The following is a 21,220-nucleotide window of genomic DNA, read 5'->3' as shown; positions in this document are numbered from 1 at the left end:
ATGGCGATGCTTTCGGGAGTGGTTTTGGCAGGTGGAACAAATCGACTAATCAATGGGGAGCTGAAGGCCCTTCTTTCTTTTGGCGGACAACCAATGATTGCGAGGCAATTGGATCGAATGCGGGAAATATGCGATGAGTTGATTGTCGTAACCCAAGATCCTACCCCTTTTTTAAATATCGTTAACCGGTCAGTACGTATTATTACCGACTTTTATGAAGGCCAAGGTCCTCTTGGAGGCATGCACGCAGCATTGTCTCTCGCGAAGCACGCTTCTGTATGGGTAGTCGGGTGCGACATGCCTTTCATATCTAATAAAGCGGCAGAGTTATTGCTAGAAAGGAAGCGGGATGGTTTTGAAGCCGTCGTTCCTATGGTAGCTGGTGAACGGTATCCATTACACGGCATCTATGATCGGACATGCGCCTCGCATATCGTTCCGCTTCTTCAACGGGGAGAAACGCAGCTTTCTTCGTTGCTAAAGCATATTTTCTGGAGTGAGCGGGATGATCGGTATTTGTACGAGAACGGTGTTGACTTGAAATTTGTGTCCAGTATAAAAACGATTGACGACTACGAGGCCATGCAGCGGTTGGAAGTCTTCAAATCGTAACCAAGCTGGATGAAAAGAAGGGTTGTTATGCAATGAAAAAAGGCAGCCATAAATATGTCCGGAGGGCAGTAAAGGTTGACTATGCCCAGCATGTGATTCTGCAGCATATCCGCCCGTTAAGCAGCGAGTATGCATCGATAGATTCATGTTTGAATAGAAGAATTTCGGAATCATTGTTATCGAAGGAATGTATGCCGCATTTTCGAAGGTCGGGATTAGATGGCTATGCCGTTTGGAGTGAAGAAGCTGGATCTGCATCTACACAGAACAAGGCATGTCTTAGAGTGATTGATGAAGTGCCTGCGGGTTCTGTCTCCTCTCTTCAGGTGGTTCCCGGAACGGCGATTCGTGTGATGACAGGATCAGCCGTTCCAGAGGGTGCGGATGCGGTTGTTATGTTCGAGCAGACCGATGAGCTTCAACTAGATGGGCAGGATTGTATCCGATTGAAACATAAAGTCGAGTACGGACAAAATATTGCGAATCCTGGTGATGAAGTAGAGGCAGGGCAGCTGCTTATGGGCGCAGGCACTCGCGTGGGGCCTGGACAAATGGCGCTGCTCGCTTCACTAGGGTATGAGCAGGTTCCCGTTTACCGGCGACCGATAGTAGGAATATTAACGACCGGTAGTGAGCTGATTGCTGTGGGCGAGCCGCTTCAACCGGGGAAAATACGCAATAGCAACGCCTATATGCTTGCAGCACAAGTACAGCAATATGGTGGTCTTGTTGAGCACCTTGGTACGGTTTCTGATGATATCGACCAAGTGGTGAGCACGATTCACGCAGCAGTACAAAACTGCGACATGCTCATTGTCAGCGGCGGTGTATCTGTCGGAGACTATGATGTCATGGCGCAATTTTTTGCTGCAATGAGCGGGAGCGAAGCCGAGCTGCTCTTCAATAAAGTGGCGATGCGGCCGGGATGCCCGACCTCGGCTGCGGTCATAAATAAGAAGCTCGTCTTCGGATTATCGGGCAATCCCGGTGCTTGCTTTGTAGGTTTTGAGCTGTTTGCGCGTCCTGCGCTGCTTGCGATGCAAGGAATAGATAGCCTTGCCCAGTCTCCTATCAAGGCGACGATAACGACTGATTACAAAAAGGGATGCCCGCATGATCGGTACGTTCGAGGGCGGATGACTATCTCCCAGCAGCAAGTAACGGCAAGCGTGCTGGAGAAGAATAGCTCGAGCATGCTGGTCTCTATTCAAGAGGCCAACTGCCTCATCCTGATCCCATCAGGCTCCACAGGCATCTCTGCCGGCGAGGTCGTTGCACTGATTACTTTACCTTATGAAACAACGCCGTATTAAACGAGGCGGATGATGGGAAATCACACACATATAGGCTTGCGCAGATATATTTAAACAATAAGGTGAATTGAAACGAGTAATTGGAGAGATTTGGAATAGAGGTAAATGAGAAGCGGGCTGCTCCCCTTTATGCATGATCTATTGAATGAACATGTCACGATGGAAGAACAAATTGTTGGAATATCGCATGCTATCACATTCTGCATATTCCCGTTGGACAATTTTCACAATGGCAAATACTGCGCAGGAAGGCAGCCTTTTTAATGATGATATAACCATTTTGTAATTCGAGCACCTCTTCTTTACGCATGTCGCTTAACATCCGATTAACGTTCTCACGGGTCGAGCCGATCATATCAGCCAGTTCCGAATTGTTGATTTTATAGTCGATCAACACATGCTCGCCACTGGGTACGCCGTAGGAATTGCTCAATCTGATCAGTAACGAACACAACGCGCCATGTTTGCCGTACATCATCAAATCACGGAATTTGCTTTCGGTCATCCGATGAACGAGGCCCATCCATTTCATAAATTCAATCGCTAAATCGCCATGCTGCCATATTAGAACTTCTAGATCCTTTCGCAAAATGATGCCTACTTCGCAATCTGCGGTGACCTCTGCGCTAAAGCCTTGTACAGAATCTTGAAAGGGATCGATTTGACCGAACAAATCGCCAGCTTGATGCAGATACAAGATAAAGCTTTTGCCCAGCTCAGACATCTTCGTGATGCGAACTCCGCCCTTTATGACAAAGTATAATTTGTCCGCAGTGTCGCCTTCCCAGAATAAATGCTCGCCTTTCTTTGCTTGCTTGAGATACATAATGCTCTTTAATTTATCGAAATTCTCTTCTGAGAACAATCCCATAATGCCTTTATGATGAACGGGAATTGTTGTAAAGGATGCTGTGTTTTCTTCTTTTACCGGGAAATGAATGGTCATGCGGACCAACTCCTCGACGTTTCTTATTACCTTCATGATAAAGGAGTTAGCCGTGTTTGTTTATCGGGAGTTCTACTGATCTTTTGAAATTTCCTGAGGAGGTGTGATGAAAATCACAGACAAATCCCTTATAGCTCCGAGACCTTGATAAGGGAAAGCGCTGATAGAGAAATCAGGGTTTTCCCTTATTTACACATAACAAGAGCGGTTTTTTTAAAAACGACGAACAGAGTGTACAAACTGCAATGCAGCAAGGCCGCTCGAGTGATGTGCTGCCTCCTAAAACAAACTTATTTGGCGTAATAGCAGGGAGGGTACTGATGATTGGAAATGGAATGGCATCTTCGATGGGATTCGGCGGAGGATATAATCTATCTCAAGCCAGAGCTAGCGGACATAAAAAAAATGACGCCTTATCCATGCAAGGGCCACCTTCAGTCAGCTGAACTCAGCTGCGGTTTAATTAAATTGCTCATTATCAGGCTTAGTATGTAATTCTGTCTGAGGATAAAAAAAGAATTGAACGATAAATAACGCTATGATATAATCATTAGCGTAATTGACAAATTTAAATTAGAATCGAATCCACTTCTATTCCTAATTTAATTCTACATCTGGAAGTTTGATTTGTCAATGCTCTTTTTTATCCCAGAAAAAGGAGTGTGTTTTGTGGAAATGCAAACGAAGGATTGGCGGCAGGAACAGGAGAGGCTGGCAGGGGTTAGGAACAAGCTGCAGGCGAGAATTACCGAACTGGAGCCGGAGGTTGCCGGGCTGCACGATCAGGCTACGGACATCCGCAAACGGTTTTGGGAAGAAGTTACGATCAACACCAGTACGTACGAAGATTTCGAAGAGAGCTTCTACACCATTAACCAGCAGTCCGCGATATTAGCCGAAAGGGAGCGCGGTCACAAGCTATTGACGCAGCAATGGAAAAACATGAACCGTCTGCTCCCGTCTCCTTATTTTGGGCGCATCGACTTTAAGGAGGATGGTCAGAACCACAGCGAGCAGATTTATATCGGAGTATCTTCTTTCATCGAAGAGGACGGCTTGAGTTTTCTAATCTATGACTGGCGTACGCCAATCGCGAGTCTATACTATGACTACTCTCCCGGATTGGCGTCTTATGTCACGCCGGCTGGACGAATTGAAGGGGAGATGGAGCTCAAACGGCAGTATCAAATTCAAAACGGTCATATTCGAAATATGTTTGACGCGAACGAGACAATAGGGGATGAATTGCTGCAGCAAGTGCTCGGAAAAGGTGCGGACTCGCAAATGAAAAGTATCGTTGCAACTATCCAGAAGGAACAAAACGCGATCATCCGTAATGATAAAAGCCATATGCTTATCGTACAAGGGGCAGCCGGCAGCGGGAAGACTTCAGCGGCATTGCAGCGGGTGGCGTACTTGCTGTACAAACATCGCCAGTCGATCAGGGCCGATCAGATTGTTCTTTACTCTCCGAATCCGATGTTTACCAGCTATATCTCTACCGTCCTTCCGGAACTCGGTGAGGAGAATATGCAGCAGACGACTTTTCAGGAATATCTCGACTATTGGCTTGGTTCCTCGTTACGGTCGGAGGATCCCTTCGATCAGATCGAATATGTACTGACCGCGCAGGGAGCACCGGGGTATGAGGCGCGTCTCCAGGGGATTGCATATAAAGCTTCGGAGTATTTCCTGCAAGCCTTGCAGAATTATGGAATGTGGTTGGGACGAGAAGGCATGTGCTTCAACAGTATTCGGATTCGGGACCGCAATTTGATTACAGCGGAGCGAATGAGAGCGGAATTTTATCGTTATGACCGTTCCTTGCCGCTGCTCAACCGTGTCGATCTCTTGCAGGATTGGCTGCTGAATGAGCTTGCTTCGCTTGAACGCCTGGAACGGGATGCGCCATGGGTACAGGATGAGTTGAATTATCTCGATACCGAGCAGTATGCAGAGGTTTTCAGCATGCTGCATAAAGATAGGGAAGTATTCGACATCGCGGAGCAATTCGCCACAGTTCGCGAGAAAATGAACCATAAGCGTAGAGAAGATGAAGGTGACTTTGACTTTTCCCGCAGGGAGGAAGATTTGCTGCGCAGCAGGATTGTGAAAGAAAGCTTTATACCGTTAAGGAAAGGTGTGAAAAAATACTCGTTTATAGATGTCAAAGGCATTTATGGCCAATTATTTGAGAGCGAGGCCGCTTATCGGGAGAAAACGAATGGGGCCTACATCCCCCCGCTTTGGACTGAAATATGCAGGCAGACAAAGGAAATGCTGCTCCGGAATGAGTTGTTTTACGAGGATGCGACTCCGTATTTGTATGTAAAAGAACTGATAGAAGGCGTTCGGACGAACACGGAAATCCGTTATGTTTTCGTTGACGAGGGTCAGGATTATTCGTCCTTTCAATATGAATATCTAAAAAAGCTGTTTCCCCGTGCTCGGATGACGGTACTCGGGGATTTCGGGCAAGCGATCTTCATGCAGTCTACAAGTTTGGCTGCATCCGATTCGCCGCTTGTACGTCTTTTCGGGGAAGCTGAAACAACCCTTGTCAGACTTGTCCGCAGTTATCGTTCAACCAGGGAGATTGTTGAATTTACGAAACGGATGCTTCCAGGCGGGGAAGAGATTGCCCCTTTTGAAAGGGAAGGCCCAAAGCCCCTTCTGACAACACTTGTTGGAGGGGAGATGCGTGATGCGCAAATTCTGGCCGACATCGAGGCGCTCATAGCCGAGGGCTTCGATTCCATCGCCGTCATTACGAAGACTGCAGCCGAAAGCCGTGAGGCCCATCAATCGTTACGGATTCATGGAGCAGAAGCCACTCGCCTCATTACGAAGGAGACGCAGGACTTTGAAAAAGGAGTGATGGTCATTCCTGTGTATCTAGCCAAGGGTGTCGAGTTTGATGCAGTATTGGTCTATGACGCTTCGCCCGAAGCATACGGCCGGGAAAACGAACGCAAGCTTCTATATACAGCGTGCACGCGGGCCATGCACCGGCTTCATCTTTATGCCACTGGTGATTGGTCGCCGTTCGTGCAGGCATTGCCTGCACATTTGTACGAGAAAGCGTCATATTGACGGATGCGTGGTGATGTAAACTGTAATAAGCTGCGCTCATGATTCAGTGAAAATTTGATTCTCGACCATGATTTCCATCCATAAACAGCTCAATGAGCAGAAAGCAGGAACATATGTCAGCTCCTTCGCAAACAAAACCAGCGGCAGCCGGCGGAGACAACTTCTCGCTGAAAGCCATTCTCCCCCCGCTCATAGCCATTATTGTTGCCATGATCATGGTTATTCTGGACAGCACCGTCGTTAATAATGCCATACCGAATCTCGTAGAGTACTTTGACACCGATCTGAAAACGATCCAATGGACCATCACCGGCTATACGCTGGCTTTAGCGGCCGTTATCCCGCTTGCAGGCTGGATGACCGATAAATTCGGATCCAAGCAGATTTTCATGATTACGATCGCCTTGTTTACAATCGGCTCCGTGCTGTGCGGCATCGCGCAAACGCCGGAACAGCTGATCATTTACCGCGTCATTCAAGGCTTGGGCGGCGGAATGGTGGCTCCGATCGGGATGACCATGGTGTTCAAGCTCGCGCCTCCAGAGCGCCGCGGGTCCATCATGGGCTTACTCGGCATTCCAATGCTGCTGGCGCCGGCATTCGGTCCAGTGCTATCCGGCTGGCTGGTCGATTCTGTCAGCTGGCACTGGATTTTTATCATCAATCTGCCGATCGGCATTATCGCTCTTATTCTCGGGTATAAGTATTTGCCGAAATCCGAACGTCATGCGGCGCCTCATCTGGACCTCGTCGGCATGTTTCTCGCGCCGATCGCCTTCTCCATGCTTGCGTTCGGCGTAAGCGAAGGCGGCACCAGCTGGTCCAGCACTTCGACAATTACGGGATTGACTGTCGGCGGGATTGCGCTTATCCTTTTTATCTTTGTGGAATTAGGACAGAAGCAGCCGCTGCTGGAGCTGAAGGTGTTCAAGTCATCCGACTTTACACGCAGCATCATCTTGACGTGGATCGTACAGCTTGCGATGTTCGGAGCAATGCTGATCGTGCCGTTGTATCTGCAAGGCGTCATGCACTACACCGCATTTGAAACGGGCTGGATTCTGATGCCTTATGCACTATGCGCGGCTATCGGCATGCCAATCAGCGGCCGATTGTTCGATAAGATCGGCGCGCGGCCGCTCGCCTTCTCCGGTCTTACCGTCGTGTCCATCTCCCTTTACATCTTGTCCAGCATATCGTTGGATACCTCGTTGTGGGTGATCATTCTGTGCATAAGCATCATGGGTCTTGGCATGGGCTTCTCCATGATGCCGCTGAACACGCATGTCCTGAACTCTGCGCCTCGCGCTCTGGTGAGCCGCGTTACGCCGCTGACGACAGCAGCTCAGCAAGTTGTCGTCTCGTTCGCGGTCGCGGGCTTGACGGGTTATCTGACTTCGCAGATCACTTCCCATGCCGCAAGCGCGGGAGCGGACGCCAATCCGCTAAGCGCCGTCGTTGCGGGTTACGGCGACACATTCTTCCTGTCTGCGTGCCTTGCGACCGCAGGTATTGCACTGTCGCTCCTTCTACGTAAACCGAAGCTGCAGGTAGAAGACGGACCCGTTGGAGGGGAGAAACCGGACCCGGCGGCGATGATGGGTCACTAACTGCGGATCGGACAATGAATCGCTCGAATGGAACAGCCTTGACCTTTAGTTGCCAAGGCTGTTTTTATTTTATTATTATAGAGTTCAGCATCATTAGCATGATTAGGACTATTCGGGTTCTCGTTCCACCTGCTCGAAGATGCCATTTTGTTGGAGAAAATGATCGGATCGGCGTATTACATGAAGCGTACAAGCAGTATAATTAAGCGAAAAAGTTTATAATGAGTTGAATACTGTGCAAGTATTTGTTGTAAGGGGCAAAAATGGTTGTTTTGTACAAGTCACCATAGATGTGGTATTCGGTTTCCCGAACATGACAAGTCATATTGATGCTAGAGGAACGGTAGAAACCAAGCGAGAAGTGAATATGTTTTTTATTCCCCTACATAATTAAGTTAGCTAAGAACGATAGTTGCACAAACTAGAAACGGTATGCTATGCCAGCTAAGTTTGCCTCACCATACTTTCGGATTTTAACTGAGTCGTTGTCGATTGTTATAATGATCTTAATGCAATAATAGACAGGTTCCTGATTAGGTCCTGATACGATGGAGGTGGCCATATTGACAAAAAATAAATTTCAGTTAAAAAGAGAAGCTACCTATCAGCTGCTTCTTGAAGCAGGAATGAATTGTTTTTCGGAAAAAGGATATGCGGCTACAACGCTCGGAGATATCGTCGCGCGAACGGGGCATACGAAGGGTGCATTTTACGGTCATTTCACAAACAAAGAACAGTTATTCATGCATGTGCTTGATTATCAGCTTCAATTAACGAATGGATGGACTGATATTCCTAAACAGTATAGTCCCGCGGATAAAACGCTTGAGGAAGTGCTCTCGATTACGCTTATACGCCTTGGGCAAATGGTAAAAGGCGTCGATAAGTGGATCGTAGTGCTGATTGATTTCTACCAGCAAACCAAACACGATCCGGAGATACACGTCTTGCTGAAAGAAAAATATCGCAAGTGGATTGCAGGAATTGAAGCGTTAGTGATTACCTTGCAAGAGAAAGGGTGGATCCCACCGGATAAGGATCCCCGTATGATTGCTATTCAAGTGATTGCATTTAATGAAGGCTATGCCGTTTTTTCGCTTCTATTTGAAGGCACCAGCCCGCAAGCGCATATCAATGGACTGGTCAAGCTGATGGCTTGATCAACGGCCGTCGTCAATGCATCCGCCCCGTTTTACCATTATTTTCTTGACGGGTTGTATACAACCCACATATTATATACTGTATGGAATGTATTTAAATATTGCTAAAGCATCCTTTTCGGGAGTCAGTCTAATAGTATGCGCATCGTCCGAGCTGTTTCGAACAAATTAGAAGTGAATATTATTAGAGGAGAGAGATTCGTGGACAACATCCATAGCTCGCCCGGCATGCGTAAAAATGTACGGGCTTTTCTAGCAATCGTATTATTTGTGGCCGTTTTATTGCAGGCAATATCCGTTCACAGCCAGACTGTATTTGCAGCTTCCGATTGGAGGATGGGCGCCGGAGCCGGCCATCCGGCATCTTTAGGTTTTGAGCCGTACGGGATGGACGTCGATCCCGTCAACGGTTATTTGTTCGTAACGGATGAAAGCACTTATGCTGTCAAAATATTTGACTTGGACGGGAACGCTACAGGGATGACGTTAACGGCCTCCTCTGGCGACTTCATGGATCCCCTAGCTGTTAAATTCGATGGAGCAGGACATGTATATGTCATGGATAAGTGGTACATTTACCGGTTTAAAGTCTCCTTTTCGAGCGGAACCTACACGTTCAGCAATATGATCAAATGGGACGGCAATAGCGCAGCCCCTTCAGTAGGCAGACTCAGTTACCCTCAAGGAATTGCCGTGTACGGCAACGATTTGTACATTGCGGACACGAATGCCGACCGCGTGCTCAAATTCGATGCGTCTACCTTTAGTCCAACGAGCAATCCGGCGGTATGGTCGGGCGATCTGGATCCGGATCAAGCTATAGACGCAACCATTGTCAGGCCTCTCGGTATAGCCGTGGACAGCTCCGGCGTCTACATCGGCAATAATGGAAGTGTAAATACAAACGGGGAAATTATAAAATTGATGACGGGTGGGGGCACGTTGATCAAAACGATCAATCGTCCTAAAGGATTCAGCCTGCATACTGACGGTTATTTGTATGTGGCTGTCAACGGCAGCGGTGGCAGCCTTGTGACCCGTTTTGATTCGAGCTTAAACGAAACCGGACGATATTTTGAGAACAACTCGGGAGATATTGCCCCTGCAAATATCGGTTTTGATCATACGGGGGCGCTATATTTAAGCACTTATGCTCAAATGGCGCCGTACGATATCGTATACGATACGGTTTGGAAGCAATCGATAGGGTCGCCTGATAACAGGCTGTCCGGAGTTACGGCAAGCGGAATCACGCTAAGCCCGTCGCCATTCTCGCCGAATACGCTAGACTACACGGTAAGCGTGGCGAGCGGCGTTACTTCAACGAAGATTACGCCGGTGCTGAGCGACAGTGCGGCTAAAGTTACCGTCAACGGGATAAATGTAGATAGCGGAATCGCTTCTGATCCCATCGCATTAAGCAAAGGCGAGAATACGATTCCGGTCGTCGTGACGGCCATTAACGGATCAGCGCGTACCTATACCATAAAGATAACTCGAGCGCCCTTTACCGATGCGACGTTAAGCGGGTTAACGGTTAGCTCAGGGGTGCTTAATGAGATGTTCGATGCTGGCACGCTAGCGTATACGGTTAACGTTGCGAATAACGTCACAACAATGGATGTCACGCCGACTGCCAATAACAGTCAGGCAACTTTGAAAGTGAACAACACGGCGGTAACGAGCGGCAGCGCGTCGACCGTTACTCCGCTTGTCGTTGGGCCGAACACAATTACCGTTAGCGTACTTGCTGAAGATGGCATCACATCGAACAATTACAAGATTATCGTCACGCGTGCTCCATCATCAGCGGCCGCGCTAAGCGGGCTGATAATTAGCCCGGGAACACTTAATGAAACGTTCGCTTCCGGCACGACTTCCTATACGGCAAGCGTGGCGAACCATGTCGCTGAGATTAACGTGATCCCAACCGTATCGGACAGTACGGCAACGTTAAAGGTTAACGGCGCTTCTGCCGTTAGCGGCTCTGTGTACGGACCGATCCCGCTTGATGTCGGCCTGAATACCATTACAGCCGTTGTTACCGCCCAGGACGGAGTGACGACTAGCTCTTACAGCATCATAGTGACGCGTGCTCCATCATCAGCGGCCGCGCTAAGCGGGTTGACGATTAGCCCGGGATCGCTCATTGAAACGTTTGCTTCCGGCACGACTTCCTATACGGCTAGCGTGGCGAACCATGTCGCTGAGATTAACGTGATCCCAACCGTATCGGACAGTACGGCAACGTTAAAGGTTAACGGCGTTTCTGCTGTTAGCGGCTCTGTGTACGGACCGATCCCGCTTGATGTCGGCCCGAATACCATTACAGCCGTTGTTACCGCCCAGGACGGCGTGACGACTAGCTCTTACAGCATCGTCGTCACGCGTGCTCCATCATCAGCGGCCATGCTGAGCGGGCTGACGATTAGCCCGGGATCGCTCATTGAAACGTTTGCTTCCGGCACGACTTCCTATACGGCTAGCGTGGCGAACCATGTCGCTGAGATTAACGTGATCCCAACCGTATCGGACAGTACGGCAACGTTAAAGGTTAACGGCGTTTCTGCTGTTAGCGGCTCTGTGTACGGACCGATCCCGCTTGATGTCGGCCCGAATACCATTACAGCCGTTGTTACCGCCCAGGACGGAGTGACGACTAGCTCTTACAGCATCGTCGTCACGCGTGCTCCATCATCAGCGGCCATGCTGAGCGGGCTGACAATCAGCCCGGGAACGTTGAATGAACCGTTCGTTTCCGAAACGCTTGCCTACACGGCAAATGTGGAGAGCGACATCTCTTCAATCAGTGTGACGCCGTCCATCGCTGTGAGGCATGCGACGCTTACAATAAATGGTGTCGCTGCGGAAAACGGAAGTGCTTTTGGTCCAATAGTACTTAAGACAGGTTTAAACACGGTTACGGTTGTCGTAACCGCGCAGGATGGCGTCACGCAAAGGTCTTACCGTCTTGACATTACTCGGCGTTCAACAACTGGCCCGCAGCCTGAACAGCCCTCGGGAGATAGCGGGACAGCAACGCCGCCAGTTGTCTTGAATGATATTTCCGGACATTGGGCGGAAGCGGAAATACGCAAAGCCGTGGCGGATGGATGGGTTTCTGGGTATCCGGACGGATCCTTCAAACCAAAACGAGAAGTGACAAGAGCCGAATTCGTGCTGCTGTTGGCCGAGTCCCAAGGCTGGAAGGAATCGGAAGCAGTGAGTGTGCCTGAGTTTACCGACATCGATGACATCGGGGAATGGGCGCAGACCGCAATTTCTATGGCCGTTCAGAAGGGCATGATTAACGGCTACGAGGATGGAAGCTTCCGTCCGAACCAGCCGATAACGCGTGCGGAAATGACACAGATGATTATAAGAACGCTAGGTATGTCTGTTGAATTGGATCAATCCACCTCATTTGCAGACAATTCGAATATTCCTACATGGTCGCTGCCTTATATTGCCGAAGCGGTCAAGCGAGGTCTCGTCAAAGGTTTGGACAATAACCGGTTCGAGCCGAACCGAAAAGCGTCGCGAGCCGAAGCTGTCGTCATCCTAACCAGATTGTTGCATCATAAATAGGGGAGCCAACCGCAATCTCTCTCCACATGGAGAACAAAACAGCAAGCCCGCATTCATCGGAATGCGGGCTTGCTGTTTTCATGTCGCTTTAACTTTTTTTCCTCTAATCCATGAATTTGCCGTACTAAGTGCATTGCTGGCTCACTATGGAATAAAATAGTAAGATAAATCTGACGGTGAAAATAATGCCAAAACAGCAAGGGGAAGATGCTTATGAATTCAGATTGGAAACAAGCTGAGGAAGCATTGAGAGAAATTGAAGTCATTGGTCATGAAAACAATAAGCCTGTTTCCGTCGTCGGCTTTGCAGAAGATTTGCGCTGTATCGGCATCGGAACGGATGCCGCGGTCTTTTACCACTCTGACACCCCTAATTACGCATATAAAGTGTATTCCATGCAGGCATTAGCAAAAAAGGAAGTGGAAGAAGGCATATACAAACGTTTAAAAGGATCACCGTATTTCCCGGAATGTTTTGGAGCCGGACCCAACTATTTGGTATTAAGCTTTGAACAAGGAATTACCTTGTATAATTGTCTTCTACAAGGTGTCCATGTTCCAGAGCAAGTGGTTCAAGACGTTGAAGAGGCTCGAGAGTTTGTTCGAAGTCAAGGACTGAACCCCAGGGATATTCATTTGAAAAATATTCTTTTGCAAGAGGGAAGAGGAAAAGTTCTTGATGTGTCGGAATATATAAAGGAAGGTAACGATAGTCGATGGGAACATTTGGTATGGGGGTACAAACATTTCTATTCTCTGATAGGCGAAGCACAGGTGCCTTTATGGATCTTGGAAACCATAACGAATTGGTATAACCGAATCGATGCGTCAAGTTTTGGAATTGAAGACTTCTCTAAACGTGTGAGTCGACTTTTCTTTGGGGAACGCAAATAAAGGGGAAGTTCCCTTTTAGAAAGGGCGTGTTGTGTTGGGATACATAATGGAGCTAAGAAAGCTAGTTGGGTCACGACCGATTATAATGACAGGTGCTTGCGTGTTATTGCATCACAACCAGCGATTGTTATTACAGCGTAGAACCGACAACGGGTTATGGGGGCTTCCTGGAGGTTCGATGGAACCTGGTGAAAGTTTCGAGGAGGTTGCTAAACGGGAACTTTTTGAGGAAACGGGTCTTACAGCTATCAGTCTTGAATTGTTTCATGTCTTCTCTGGAAATGATCTGTATTATAAATATCCGCATGGTGATGAAGTATATAATGTTGTTTCCGCATACGAATGTATTCATTTTGATGGGAGTTTAAATGAGGATGGAAGCGAAACGCTAGAGCTGCGTTTTTTTAAATACGATGGTATCCCAACCGAATTATCACCACCAGACATACCCGTAATAACTAAATTTCTTCAAGATCATGCTTCATCGAGGGGATAGAACAGATGGAAATACGAAAGCTAAACGCAGACGAACAACCACCCATGGCATTACTTTTATTAGCGGACCCTTCCCTGAAGCTTGTTGATGAATATATAAAAAGAGGTCAATGCTTTGTTGCTGAAGTGGAAAATAGCATAATTGGCGTCTATGTTTTACTGCGCACAAGGCCCGAAACCGTTGAGATAGTCAATATAGCGGTGGAAGAAAACAACCAAGGCAAAGGGATCGGAAAACAGTTGGTACTGGATGCCATTCATAATGCCAAGCTGCTCGGATTTAAAACGATTGAAATTGGGACAGGAAATTCAGGTATAGGTCAACTCGCTCTTTATCAGAAATGTGGGTTTAGAATAACTGGAGTGGATAGGGATTTTTTTATTAGGCATTACAGTGAGAAAATAGTTGAAAATGGAATACAAGTGGTGGATATGATCCGTCTATCGCAAGATTTATAAACGAAGAATGATTAAACTACAATTACGATCGTTCAAAAAACAGCGGTAGCTATGGACTTCTTTTCTTGTCCATTGCGGCCGCTGTTTTCTATAGGGAGGCAAGTTTAATACTGCTGCATGATACCGCTGAAACTCTTATCGACGCCCTTGGAAGGTGCGGCGTAAATCCTCAACCCACTTATCCGGTGTTTCCCAGGGGATGAAATGCCCGCCATGTTCGTGGGCTGTAATGTTGACATGTTTATACCAAGGAGCGCGATCACTGTCGAGAAAATTCTGTACTCGGGTCTCGGTCGTGACACCTGGCGGGTTTTCGTAGCCAACGAAGGTTATGCCGGTTGGTGCTTCAATGGCTGGCATGCGATCATGAGCGGGCATCCATGGATAACGGTTAGCGTTCGCATAGACGCGCATGGAGGTTTCAATGGTATTGTTTGCCCAGAAGATGGTTGCGTGTGTAAGGATGTCGTCCTTAGTGAAGACATTCTCGACATTCCCTTTATTGTCACTCCACCTGGTCCATCTCTCCAAAATCCAAGCGAGCATGCCAACTGGCGAGTCGCTAAGTCCGTAGGCGAGTGTACTGGGATCAAGAACGTGAACGGCAAGATGCGATGCGAAACGGCGATCAAACTCCAAAATCCGCGAACGAATTTGCTCTGGGATTTCGTCTGGTATCGGACGGCCTCCCGATAGATCCCAAGCGCGTTCCCCGTTAAACAAATTCAGTTTTTGAGCAGAGCCGATATGAATGGCGTACAGCTCATCGCTATATTTATGTCCCAGTTGACCGGTCACGAGAGCACCTACGTCACATCCACCTGCGGCATATTTGGCATAGCCGAGAGTATCGGTCATGAGTGTATGCCAGAGATCGGCGATTTTCCAAAAGTTCATGTCCGGCTTGTTTGGCGCTGGCGTTGAAAATCCAAAACCAGGAAGAGAAGGCACGATGACGTCGAACGCATCAGCTGGATCGCTCCCAAATGCGCCAGGATCCGCAAGTGGATCAATGACCTTAGACCAATGCCAGAATGTCCACGGCCAACCATGCGACAGGATTAATGGTACGGGGTTTGGCCCAACCCCCGGTTTACGCATAAAATGCACGGGAACCCCGTCTACCTGTACGTTATAGTGTTCGTAGGCATTGATCGCTTTCTCGGATTTACGCCAGTCGTACTCATGAATCCAATAGTCGACGAGTTCCTCAAGGTAGTTCCGGCTCACACCGTAAAACCAGTCTTCATTACCGGCATCGAGAGGCCATCTAGTGGATTTTAAACGATATTGAAGATCAGCAAGCCGCTCATCCGATACGTGGATCGGACTAGGCTTCAGTGCAAAAGGATTTGTTGTCATCAGTGTTCCTCCATGTACGAATAAAATGCCCTTCCTTGAATGAGATGGTTTTGTCCTTTACCCGGAGATGTTCAAAGGAAAGCTGTCGCGGCATATACTATGAATCGCTTCCCAGTTCCACTAGACGCCGCAATGAGGGCATTGCGGCTGCAATTGCTTGTTTTTCCTCCAGAGTGAGCCCGTCCATGAATGTCGATATCCGCTTCATGCGCTCCAAACGGCGCGAATCAATAATATTTGCTCCTTGTGCGGTAATATGAACGAGAACGACGCGGCCATCATTCGGATCCGGGCGGCGCTCGACGAGGCCGTCTCGTTCAAGCCTTGTGACCAGCTGTGTGATAGCTGACTGCGTAACCTGCTCATTAGCTGTCAGCTCCGTAAGCCGCATCGGACTCTTGCGACATAAGGTGTGCAGGACGGACAGCGTAGTGAAGCTGAGCTTTTCAATGGACGGCAAACGAATGAAAATCCGTGTTAAATCCTCGAACACCAAAGCGAAATCGCTAACGTTCAACTCATTTAGATTATGTTTAGTTTCCATAGATGAAACTATATCACAAATTTATATAAGTTTCTAATATAAATGATTAATATAAATTCGGTTGACTCAATGAATCTATTCTCGCCAAATAAAAACCAGACATGGTCTTTGACAAGCCAGTAGGTTGGGAAACCGGAAGTGGCAACGAACAGCGCTGTTTTTTTGCAACTCATAGGAGAGGGCGCCGGCTTTTTGCATGGGAAAGAGGTAAAGAATCTAATGAATAACACCTGAAAAATATTATTAACGAGACTATAAACTCTATTATTTTTTAGTCGTTTTTTGTCGATTAAAGTCTTATAAAAAAGGGTGGGGTTGAGCATATGAATGTATTGCGTAAGCTATCTTTAACTTTTAAATTCATAACGGTGGTCGGATTAGTAATTGCATTGGTGTTGGGATCAATATTGCTCTTGAATCTGCAGCAGGTAAGATCATTAAGTATAAACAAAGGTGAGCTTGAGGCAGAGAAGGCTGGAATGGATTACGCAACAAAGCTGGAGAACACGATGACAGAGCATGAAGCGACTTTACGGACGCTGTCGTCGCTGCTGCTGGAGACAAGGAAAACGAGTCGTCTATCGCGGGAGGATATCATTGCTATTATGAGCCGAATGCTGCAGGAGCAACCGGGTGTGTTCGGCCTCTATACGCTCTGGGAGCCAGACGCATTTGATCAGAACGATCAGGCCAATCGAAGCAAAGCGGCTTATGACGATGCATCTGGCAGGTTTGTACCCTACCTTATTCATGATGGCGAACAGGTGGCAGCCGAGCCGTTGAAGGATTATGAGAAGCCGGGAGCCGGCGATTACTATCTAATTCCAAAAGCGAGCAAGAAGCTTTCTTATATTGAACCATATACGTATGAGGCGGGAGGCGTACAAACGGAATTAATGTCGGTCGTCTATCCAATCTTGGATGACAAAGGTACGTTTCTCGGTATCGTTGGCATCGATCTGTCGCTTACCCAGCTTCAGGAGGAAGCTGCAAAGTACAAACCAATGGAAGGTTATGTTTCGCTAGTTACGGAAGGCGGCGTGTACGCGGCCAATCCGAATGATCCGGATTCGGTTTTGCAGCCCTATGGGGATAATCCCGAGAAGCAGCAGTTATGGGAGCAAGTAAAGAGCGGGAAAAATTACAAGGCTTTTACATTGAATTCGAAGGGCATCAGCGTGCTCCGCGTATTCGATCCGGTTCATATGCCGGGCAGCGAGCAGGTCTGGTATACGCAATCGGCTGTTTCCAAGGAAGTTATTTTGACAGAGTATGAAGATGCTAAGATCAGTTCGATTTGGACGTCCATTGCAGCTATGCTGATTTTGGCAGCCGTTATGGCATTCCTGATCTGGAGCATGGTCATCAAGCCGCTCCGGTTGTTATCTGGCAAGCTTCAGCTTATGTCGCAGGGGGACTTGACGCAGCAGCTGCATATTCGGACAGGCGATGAATTCGGCATTATGGGCGGACATTTCAACGAAATGACAGGCAAGCTTCGCGGAATGTTCCAGCTCGTTTCTGACTTATCCATGGCAGTCGGCGCAACTTCGGAGCAGCTAACCGCAAGCGCGGAGCAGACCGGGAAAGCTTCCGAGACGATTGCGATGTCGATTGGACATGTAGCCGAAGGCGCCCAAAGCCAGCACCATTATGCGTCGGAAGCATCGCAGGCGATGGGCGAAATGACGGTAGGCGTTCAACGTATTGCAGATTCTTCAGCGTCTGTCTCTACCTCTGCGGAAGATGTTGCCAAGCAGACCCAAGAAGGCAGCGCCCAGCTGCAAGCAGCCATCAACCTGATGGATGAGCTGCAAACCTCGGTGGCGGAGACGGGAAGCGCGATCGACCGTTTAGGGGAGCGGTCGGACCAGATCGGCGGCATGATTGACATCATTGCCGGCATAAGCACGCAAACGAACCTGCTTGCCTTGAATGCAGCGATTGAAGCCTCAAGAGTAGGCGAGCATGGCAGAGGCTTTGCCGTAGTGGCCGCGGAAATCCGCAAGCTTGCAGAGCAAACCAAAAAAGCTGCCGAGCAGGTAACGGATTTGGTCGAGGATGTGCGGGGGGACACGCATAAAGCGGCACTTACCATGGCGGCCGGCAATGAGAAGGTTCAGCAGGGCGTGAAGAGCGTGGCCGATAGCGGGCAATTGTTCGCTTCCATTCTAACGGAAATGACACAGGTGAATGGTCAAATTCAAGAGGTATCCGCGGCGGCGCAGCAAATGACGGCCAGCACGGAACAGATTTCGGCAAGTGTTGTGCAGCTTGCCGATCTTGCGTCGGATGCTTCCTCGGAATCGCAAAGCGTTGCTGCGGCATCGGAGGAGCAGCTTGCCTCTATGGAGGAAATTTCTGCTTCAGCGGAGGCGCTGAGCAACATGGTCCAAGAGCTGCTGGAGAAGCTGTCCGAATTTAAAATATAGCTTTTCTTGAAAGGGTCATCCTGCTGATGTAAATGCAGGATGATCCTTTTTTATGTGGATAATTTTGTTTGATTATGGACATTTTATACGAAAATTCAATTTCCTCATAAGATAGAGTTATTCATATACGGATACATGCAAAAGTAACAAGCGGTCGGGCATGGATGAGAGTTGAATTTCAAGCTGAGAAGTTTACAAGATTCCACGTGTTTACGGAGAATGATCAATGAAGCATCGCTTGTTTATCGCTTCACTGATCACCTCACTGATCACCTCTCTTTTGCCTGTGGTCCGTTCGCTAACGGAAAAGTACGCAATAACAGGAAAGCAGTAACGAAAGTGCAATAACGAAAGTGCAATAACGAAAGAGCAATTTCGAATGTACAATAACGAAAGTGCAGTAACGAAAGAGCAATAACGAAAGAGTAGTAACGAAAAAGCAGTAACGAAAGAACAATAACGAAAGAGCAATAACGAATGTGCAATAACGAAAGAGCAATAACGAAAGTGCAATAACGAAACTGCAATAACGAAAGAGCAATAACGAAAGTGCAATAACGAAAAAGCAGTAACGAAAGAACAATAACGAAAGAGCAATAACGAATGTACAATAACGAAAGTGCAATAACGAAAGAGCAGTAACGAAGGTGCAATAACGAAAAAGCAGTAACGAAAGAGCAACAACGAATGTACATTAACGAAAGAGCAGTAACGAAGCTGCAATAACGAAAGAGCAGTAACGAAAGAGCAATGACACCATAACGAACCTCCTGTTTTTGTCACAAATGAGCAGCTTATCTTGTTTTAATTAAAGAGAGACCAATAAGCTGAACGAATAGAGCAAAAAGATAAGAATGGACGTGGACAAATGCAAGAGTTGTATAAGCAGTACAAGAATCTTTTGTTTAAGCTGGCTTACCAGCTGACCGGATCTGTTTCGGATGCGGAGGATGTGGTGCAGGACGTTTTTTTGAAGATCATAGACGTGCCGTCGGAAAAACTCGCTGAACCGAAAGCCTATTTGTGCAAAATGGTTACGAATCGCTGTCTGGATTTGCACAAGTCAGCACGTAAGAAGCGTGAGCAATACTTTGGCGAATGGCTGCCTGAGCCTTTTCTGAGTTCGAACGAAGATGCGATGGAATCGGTCGTCCGTGACGATCTTTTGTCTTATGCGATGGTTGTTCTGCTTGAAAAGCTTTCGCCTTCGGAACGAATGATTTTTGTCCTTCGCGAGGCGCTTGGCTTTGATTATGATGAAATCGCCCAGCTAGTAGAAAAAAGTGAAGCGAATTGCCGCAAGCTGCTAAGCCGTGCAAGAGCGAAGATGGGGATCAGCTCTGATGAGCTTATTCATCAGGAGGCAGCCAATCACGAATGGGCTAATGGCTTTGTCACGGCGCTGAAACAGGGGAATCTAAATGAAGTCATGTCTATGCTTGGTCAGGATGTTGTACTGGTCTCTGACGGAGGAGGCAAAGTGACTGCCGCTGTTGAACCGATTGAAACAAGGGAGCTTGTTGCAAGGTTCCTGCTTGGTCCTGTTCGTCAGGCTGCATTAATTGACGGAAACGTAGTTATTGAGATCGGTCAAATCAACGGGCAGCCTGGGCTTATTCTCCGTTCCAATGAGCGCGTTCATACGGTAGCTATGCTCCATGTGGAAGGGGATTTGATTAAAAACTTATATGTGGTGAGAAATCCGGATAAGCTGCTGTATATGGAGAAGTGAAGCTGCAGATCAAGGGGGAATTCTTTTCTTCCGAGTTTCCCGTTGCCCATGCAATGAAAAGTTATGCCTCAAGCACAATGGGCCGAACAGCTACTGAATCTTGTAGACGACGGAAATCATGAGTCGGAGTGGGCATGGAGGAGAATAGCAGATCGTTTAGCGACAGGATTTGTGACGGGAAGAGCAGCAACAAAAAGCTTGAGTCAAAGTCGTATATCTCAAGAGCAGAGGTTGCTTTGCTTGTGCAGAAATTATTGGAAAACTAATCAAATGTAAACCAATAACCAATCAGTAAAAGAGATTTGGATGATGATGAAGATGTTGTCCGAACAATGATATGCTCCCCATTCGGCACAAAGGCGAAATGATAAAACCTGTTACTGTGAGGGGAGCATTTTTCATGGATAATAAAAAAATTTGCAGCGTCGGAGTCATTTCCTATTATTCGAAGGATTGACACGAGTCGTGCCGTTGTGAAAGCTGCATTTGATAAGTAGGGCACGAGTATGAGTATGCAAAGCTTGGGAAAGGCTGAGGCCCTATTTTAGGATTACAATTGATTGTCGGCAAAATGAAGTCTTAAGCAAAATAGGATGAAGACGTATATACATTTCCATTTTTGTACGCAGGTAGATGCGAAACCTTTATAGCAGCGATCTACGTTGCACTTTTTACAACAGAATGACCATTTAGCGCGATTGCACGAACCTTCCGCTGTAGTTTCTGCAATAGAATCAGCGAATTCTCGACTATTTCAAGGTAATTTCAGCTTTACGTTGTATCTTATACAACGTAGTCCTTCAAATGCTGTCACCGCACAGGGTTCTATTGCACTTTGTGCAGCGTAGCTTAAACGATCGTGCAAACCATACGATGAAACTCGAGAAATGCTAGAAATCTCTGACCAGTTGTGCAGTTGTAGGCATCTAGCTGGAAAATAAAAAGGGCTGTCCTAGAAGAGCGCTCCGGAGTCAGCCAAT

The 21,220-nt window shown here is 47.6% G+C and carries 14 protein-coding genes; 11 read left to right on the top strand and 3 right to left on the bottom strand.

The genetic code is table 11. The annotated features are described in order from the left end of the window. Together mobA and FHS16_RS17505 are read left to right on the top strand one after the other, a co-directional pair. Nucleotides 1-612, top strand: coding sequence for a molybdenum cofactor guanylyltransferase (gene mobA / locus FHS16_RS17510; RefSeq protein WP_183565223.1), 612 nt, complete (start codon nt 1-3; stop codon nt 610-612). A 32-nt stretch (nt 613-644) separates the two neighbouring features. After that, on the top strand, nt 645-1,925 hold the full coding sequence (locus tag FHS16_RS17505; protein WP_183565220.1) for a molybdopterin molybdotransferase MoeA: 1,281 nt from the start codon (nt 645-647) through the stop codon (nt 1,923-1,925). 193 nt (nt 1,926-2,118) lie between these two features. On the opposite strand, the gene FHS16_RS17500 is transcribed toward FHS16_RS17505, so the two are convergent. Next, nucleotides 2,119-2,871: a Crp/Fnr family transcriptional regulator gene (locus FHS16_RS17500; RefSeq protein ID WP_183565217.1), complete on the bottom strand. Its 753-nt coding sequence runs from the start codon at nt 2,869-2,871 to the stop codon at nt 2,119-2,121. A gap of 675 nt (nt 2,872-3,546) precedes the next feature. On the opposite strand from FHS16_RS17500, the gene helD reads away from it, so the two are divergent. From helD to FHS16_RS17465, 7 genes are all read left to right on the top strand, one after another. Then, nucleotides 3,547-5,964 (top strand): RNA polymerase recycling motor HelD, encoded by a 2,418-nt coding sequence (helD, locus tag FHS16_RS17495; protein WP_183565385.1) that lies wholly within the window; start codon nt 3,547-3,549, stop codon nt 5,962-5,964. Between the two features lie 113 nt (nt 5,965-6,077). Then, complete coding sequence (locus tag FHS16_RS17490; RefSeq protein WP_183565214.1) at nt 6,078-7,574, top strand: MDR family MFS transporter; 1,497 nt, start codon at nt 6,078-6,080, stop codon at nt 7,572-7,574. A 563-nt stretch (nt 7,575-8,137) separates the two neighbouring features. Beyond that, nucleotides 8,138-8,734 (top strand): TetR/AcrR family transcriptional regulator, encoded by a 597-nt coding sequence (locus FHS16_RS17485; protein WP_183565211.1) that lies wholly within the window; start codon nt 8,138-8,140, stop codon nt 8,732-8,734. A 201-nt stretch (nt 8,735-8,935) separates the two neighbouring features. After that, nucleotides 8,936-12,322, top strand: coding sequence for a cadherin-like beta sandwich domain-containing protein (locus FHS16_RS17480; protein WP_183565208.1), 3,387 nt, complete (start codon nt 8,936-8,938; stop codon nt 12,320-12,322). A gap of 213 nt (nt 12,323-12,535) precedes the next feature. Continuing rightward, nucleotides 12,536-13,216, top strand: coding sequence for a serine/threonine protein kinase (locus tag FHS16_RS17475; protein ID WP_183565205.1), 681 nt, complete (start codon nt 12,536-12,538; stop codon nt 13,214-13,216). A 34-nt stretch (nt 13,217-13,250) separates the two neighbouring features. Beyond that, nucleotides 13,251-13,712, top strand: coding sequence for an NUDIX hydrolase (locus FHS16_RS17470; protein WP_183565202.1), 462 nt, complete (start codon nt 13,251-13,253; stop codon nt 13,710-13,712). A gap of 5 nt (nt 13,713-13,717) precedes the next feature. Beyond that, nucleotides 13,718-14,170, top strand: coding sequence for a GNAT family N-acetyltransferase (locus tag FHS16_RS17465; RefSeq protein ID WP_183565198.1), 453 nt, complete (start codon nt 13,718-13,720; stop codon nt 14,168-14,170). A 135-nt stretch (nt 14,171-14,305) separates the two neighbouring features. On the opposite strand, the gene FHS16_RS17460 is transcribed toward FHS16_RS17465, so the two are convergent. Together FHS16_RS17460 and FHS16_RS17455 are read right to left on the bottom strand one after the other, a co-directional pair. Then, nucleotides 14,306-15,532, bottom strand: a complete 1,227-nt coding sequence (locus FHS16_RS17460) for an epoxide hydrolase family protein (RefSeq protein WP_183565194.1) — start codon at nt 15,530-15,532, stop codon at nt 14,306-14,308. 97 nt (nt 15,533-15,629) lie between these two features. Next, on the bottom strand, nt 15,630-16,076 hold the full coding sequence (locus FHS16_RS17455) for a MarR family winged helix-turn-helix transcriptional regulator (protein ID WP_183565191.1): 447 nt from the start codon (nt 16,074-16,076) through the stop codon (nt 15,630-15,632). 323 nt (nt 16,077-16,399) lie between these two features. Here FHS16_RS17455 and FHS16_RS17450 point away from each other — a divergent pair, with 323 nt between their 5' ends. Both FHS16_RS17450 and sigJ read left to right on the top strand, forming a co-directional pair. Then, nucleotides 16,400-18,508, top strand: a complete 2,109-nt coding sequence (locus FHS16_RS17450; protein WP_183565188.1) for a methyl-accepting chemotaxis protein — start codon at nt 16,400-16,402, stop codon at nt 18,506-18,508. An 868-nt stretch (nt 18,509-19,376) separates the two neighbouring features. Continuing rightward, entirely contained in the window at nt 19,377-20,240 is an 864-nt protein-coding gene (sigJ, locus tag FHS16_RS17445; protein WP_183565185.1) for an RNA polymerase sigma factor SigJ, read from the top strand. The last annotated feature ends 980 nt before the right edge of the window (nt 20,241-21,220 follow it).

Origin of the sequence: Paenibacillus endophyticus (genome assembly GCF_014192395.1) — a bacterium.
Classification (GTDB): domain Bacteria; phylum Bacillota; class Bacilli; order Paenibacillales; family Paenibacillaceae; genus Pristimantibacillus; species Pristimantibacillus endophyticus.
Note: the sequence above shows the minus strand (reverse complement) of the source record. Positions and strands in the feature narration are given on the sequence as shown.

Bases quoted from the DNA above. Each gene is read 5' to 3' on its own strand.
- mobA (WP_183565223.1), top strand. From the start codon at position 1: ATGGCGATGCTTTCGGGAGTGGTTTTGGCAGGTGGAACAAATCGACTA.
- FHS16_RS17505 (WP_183565220.1), top strand. From the start codon at position 645: ATGAAAAAAGGCAGCCATAAATATGTCCGGAGGGCAGTAAAGGTTGAC.
- FHS16_RS17500 (WP_183565217.1), bottom strand. From the start codon at position 2,871: ATGACCATTCATTTCCCGGTAAAAGAAGAAAACACAGCATCCTTTACA.
- helD (WP_183565385.1), top strand. From the start codon at position 3,547: ATGCAAACGAAGGATTGGCGGCAGGAACAGGAGAGGCTGGCAGGGGTT.
- FHS16_RS17490 (WP_183565214.1), top strand. From the start codon at position 6,078: ATGTCAGCTCCTTCGCAAACAAAACCAGCGGCAGCCGGCGGAGACAAC.
- FHS16_RS17475 (WP_183565205.1), top strand. From the start codon at position 12,536: ATGAATTCAGATTGGAAACAAGCTGAGGAAGCATTGAGAGAAATTGAA.
- FHS16_RS17465 (WP_183565198.1), top strand. From the start codon at position 13,718: ATGGAAATACGAAAGCTAAACGCAGACGAACAACCACCCATGGCATTA.
- FHS16_RS17460 (WP_183565194.1), bottom strand. From the start codon at position 15,532: ATGACAACAAATCCTTTTGCACTGAAGCCTAGTCCGATCCACGTATCG.
- FHS16_RS17455 (WP_183565191.1), bottom strand. From the start codon at position 16,076: ATGGAAACTAAACATAATCTAAATGAGTTGAACGTTAGCGATTTCGCT.
- FHS16_RS17450 (WP_183565188.1), top strand. From the start codon at position 16,400: ATGAATGTATTGCGTAAGCTATCTTTAACTTTTAAATTCATAACGGTG.
- sigJ (WP_183565185.1), top strand. From the start codon at position 19,377: ATGCAAGAGTTGTATAAGCAGTACAAGAATCTTTTGTTTAAGCTGGCT.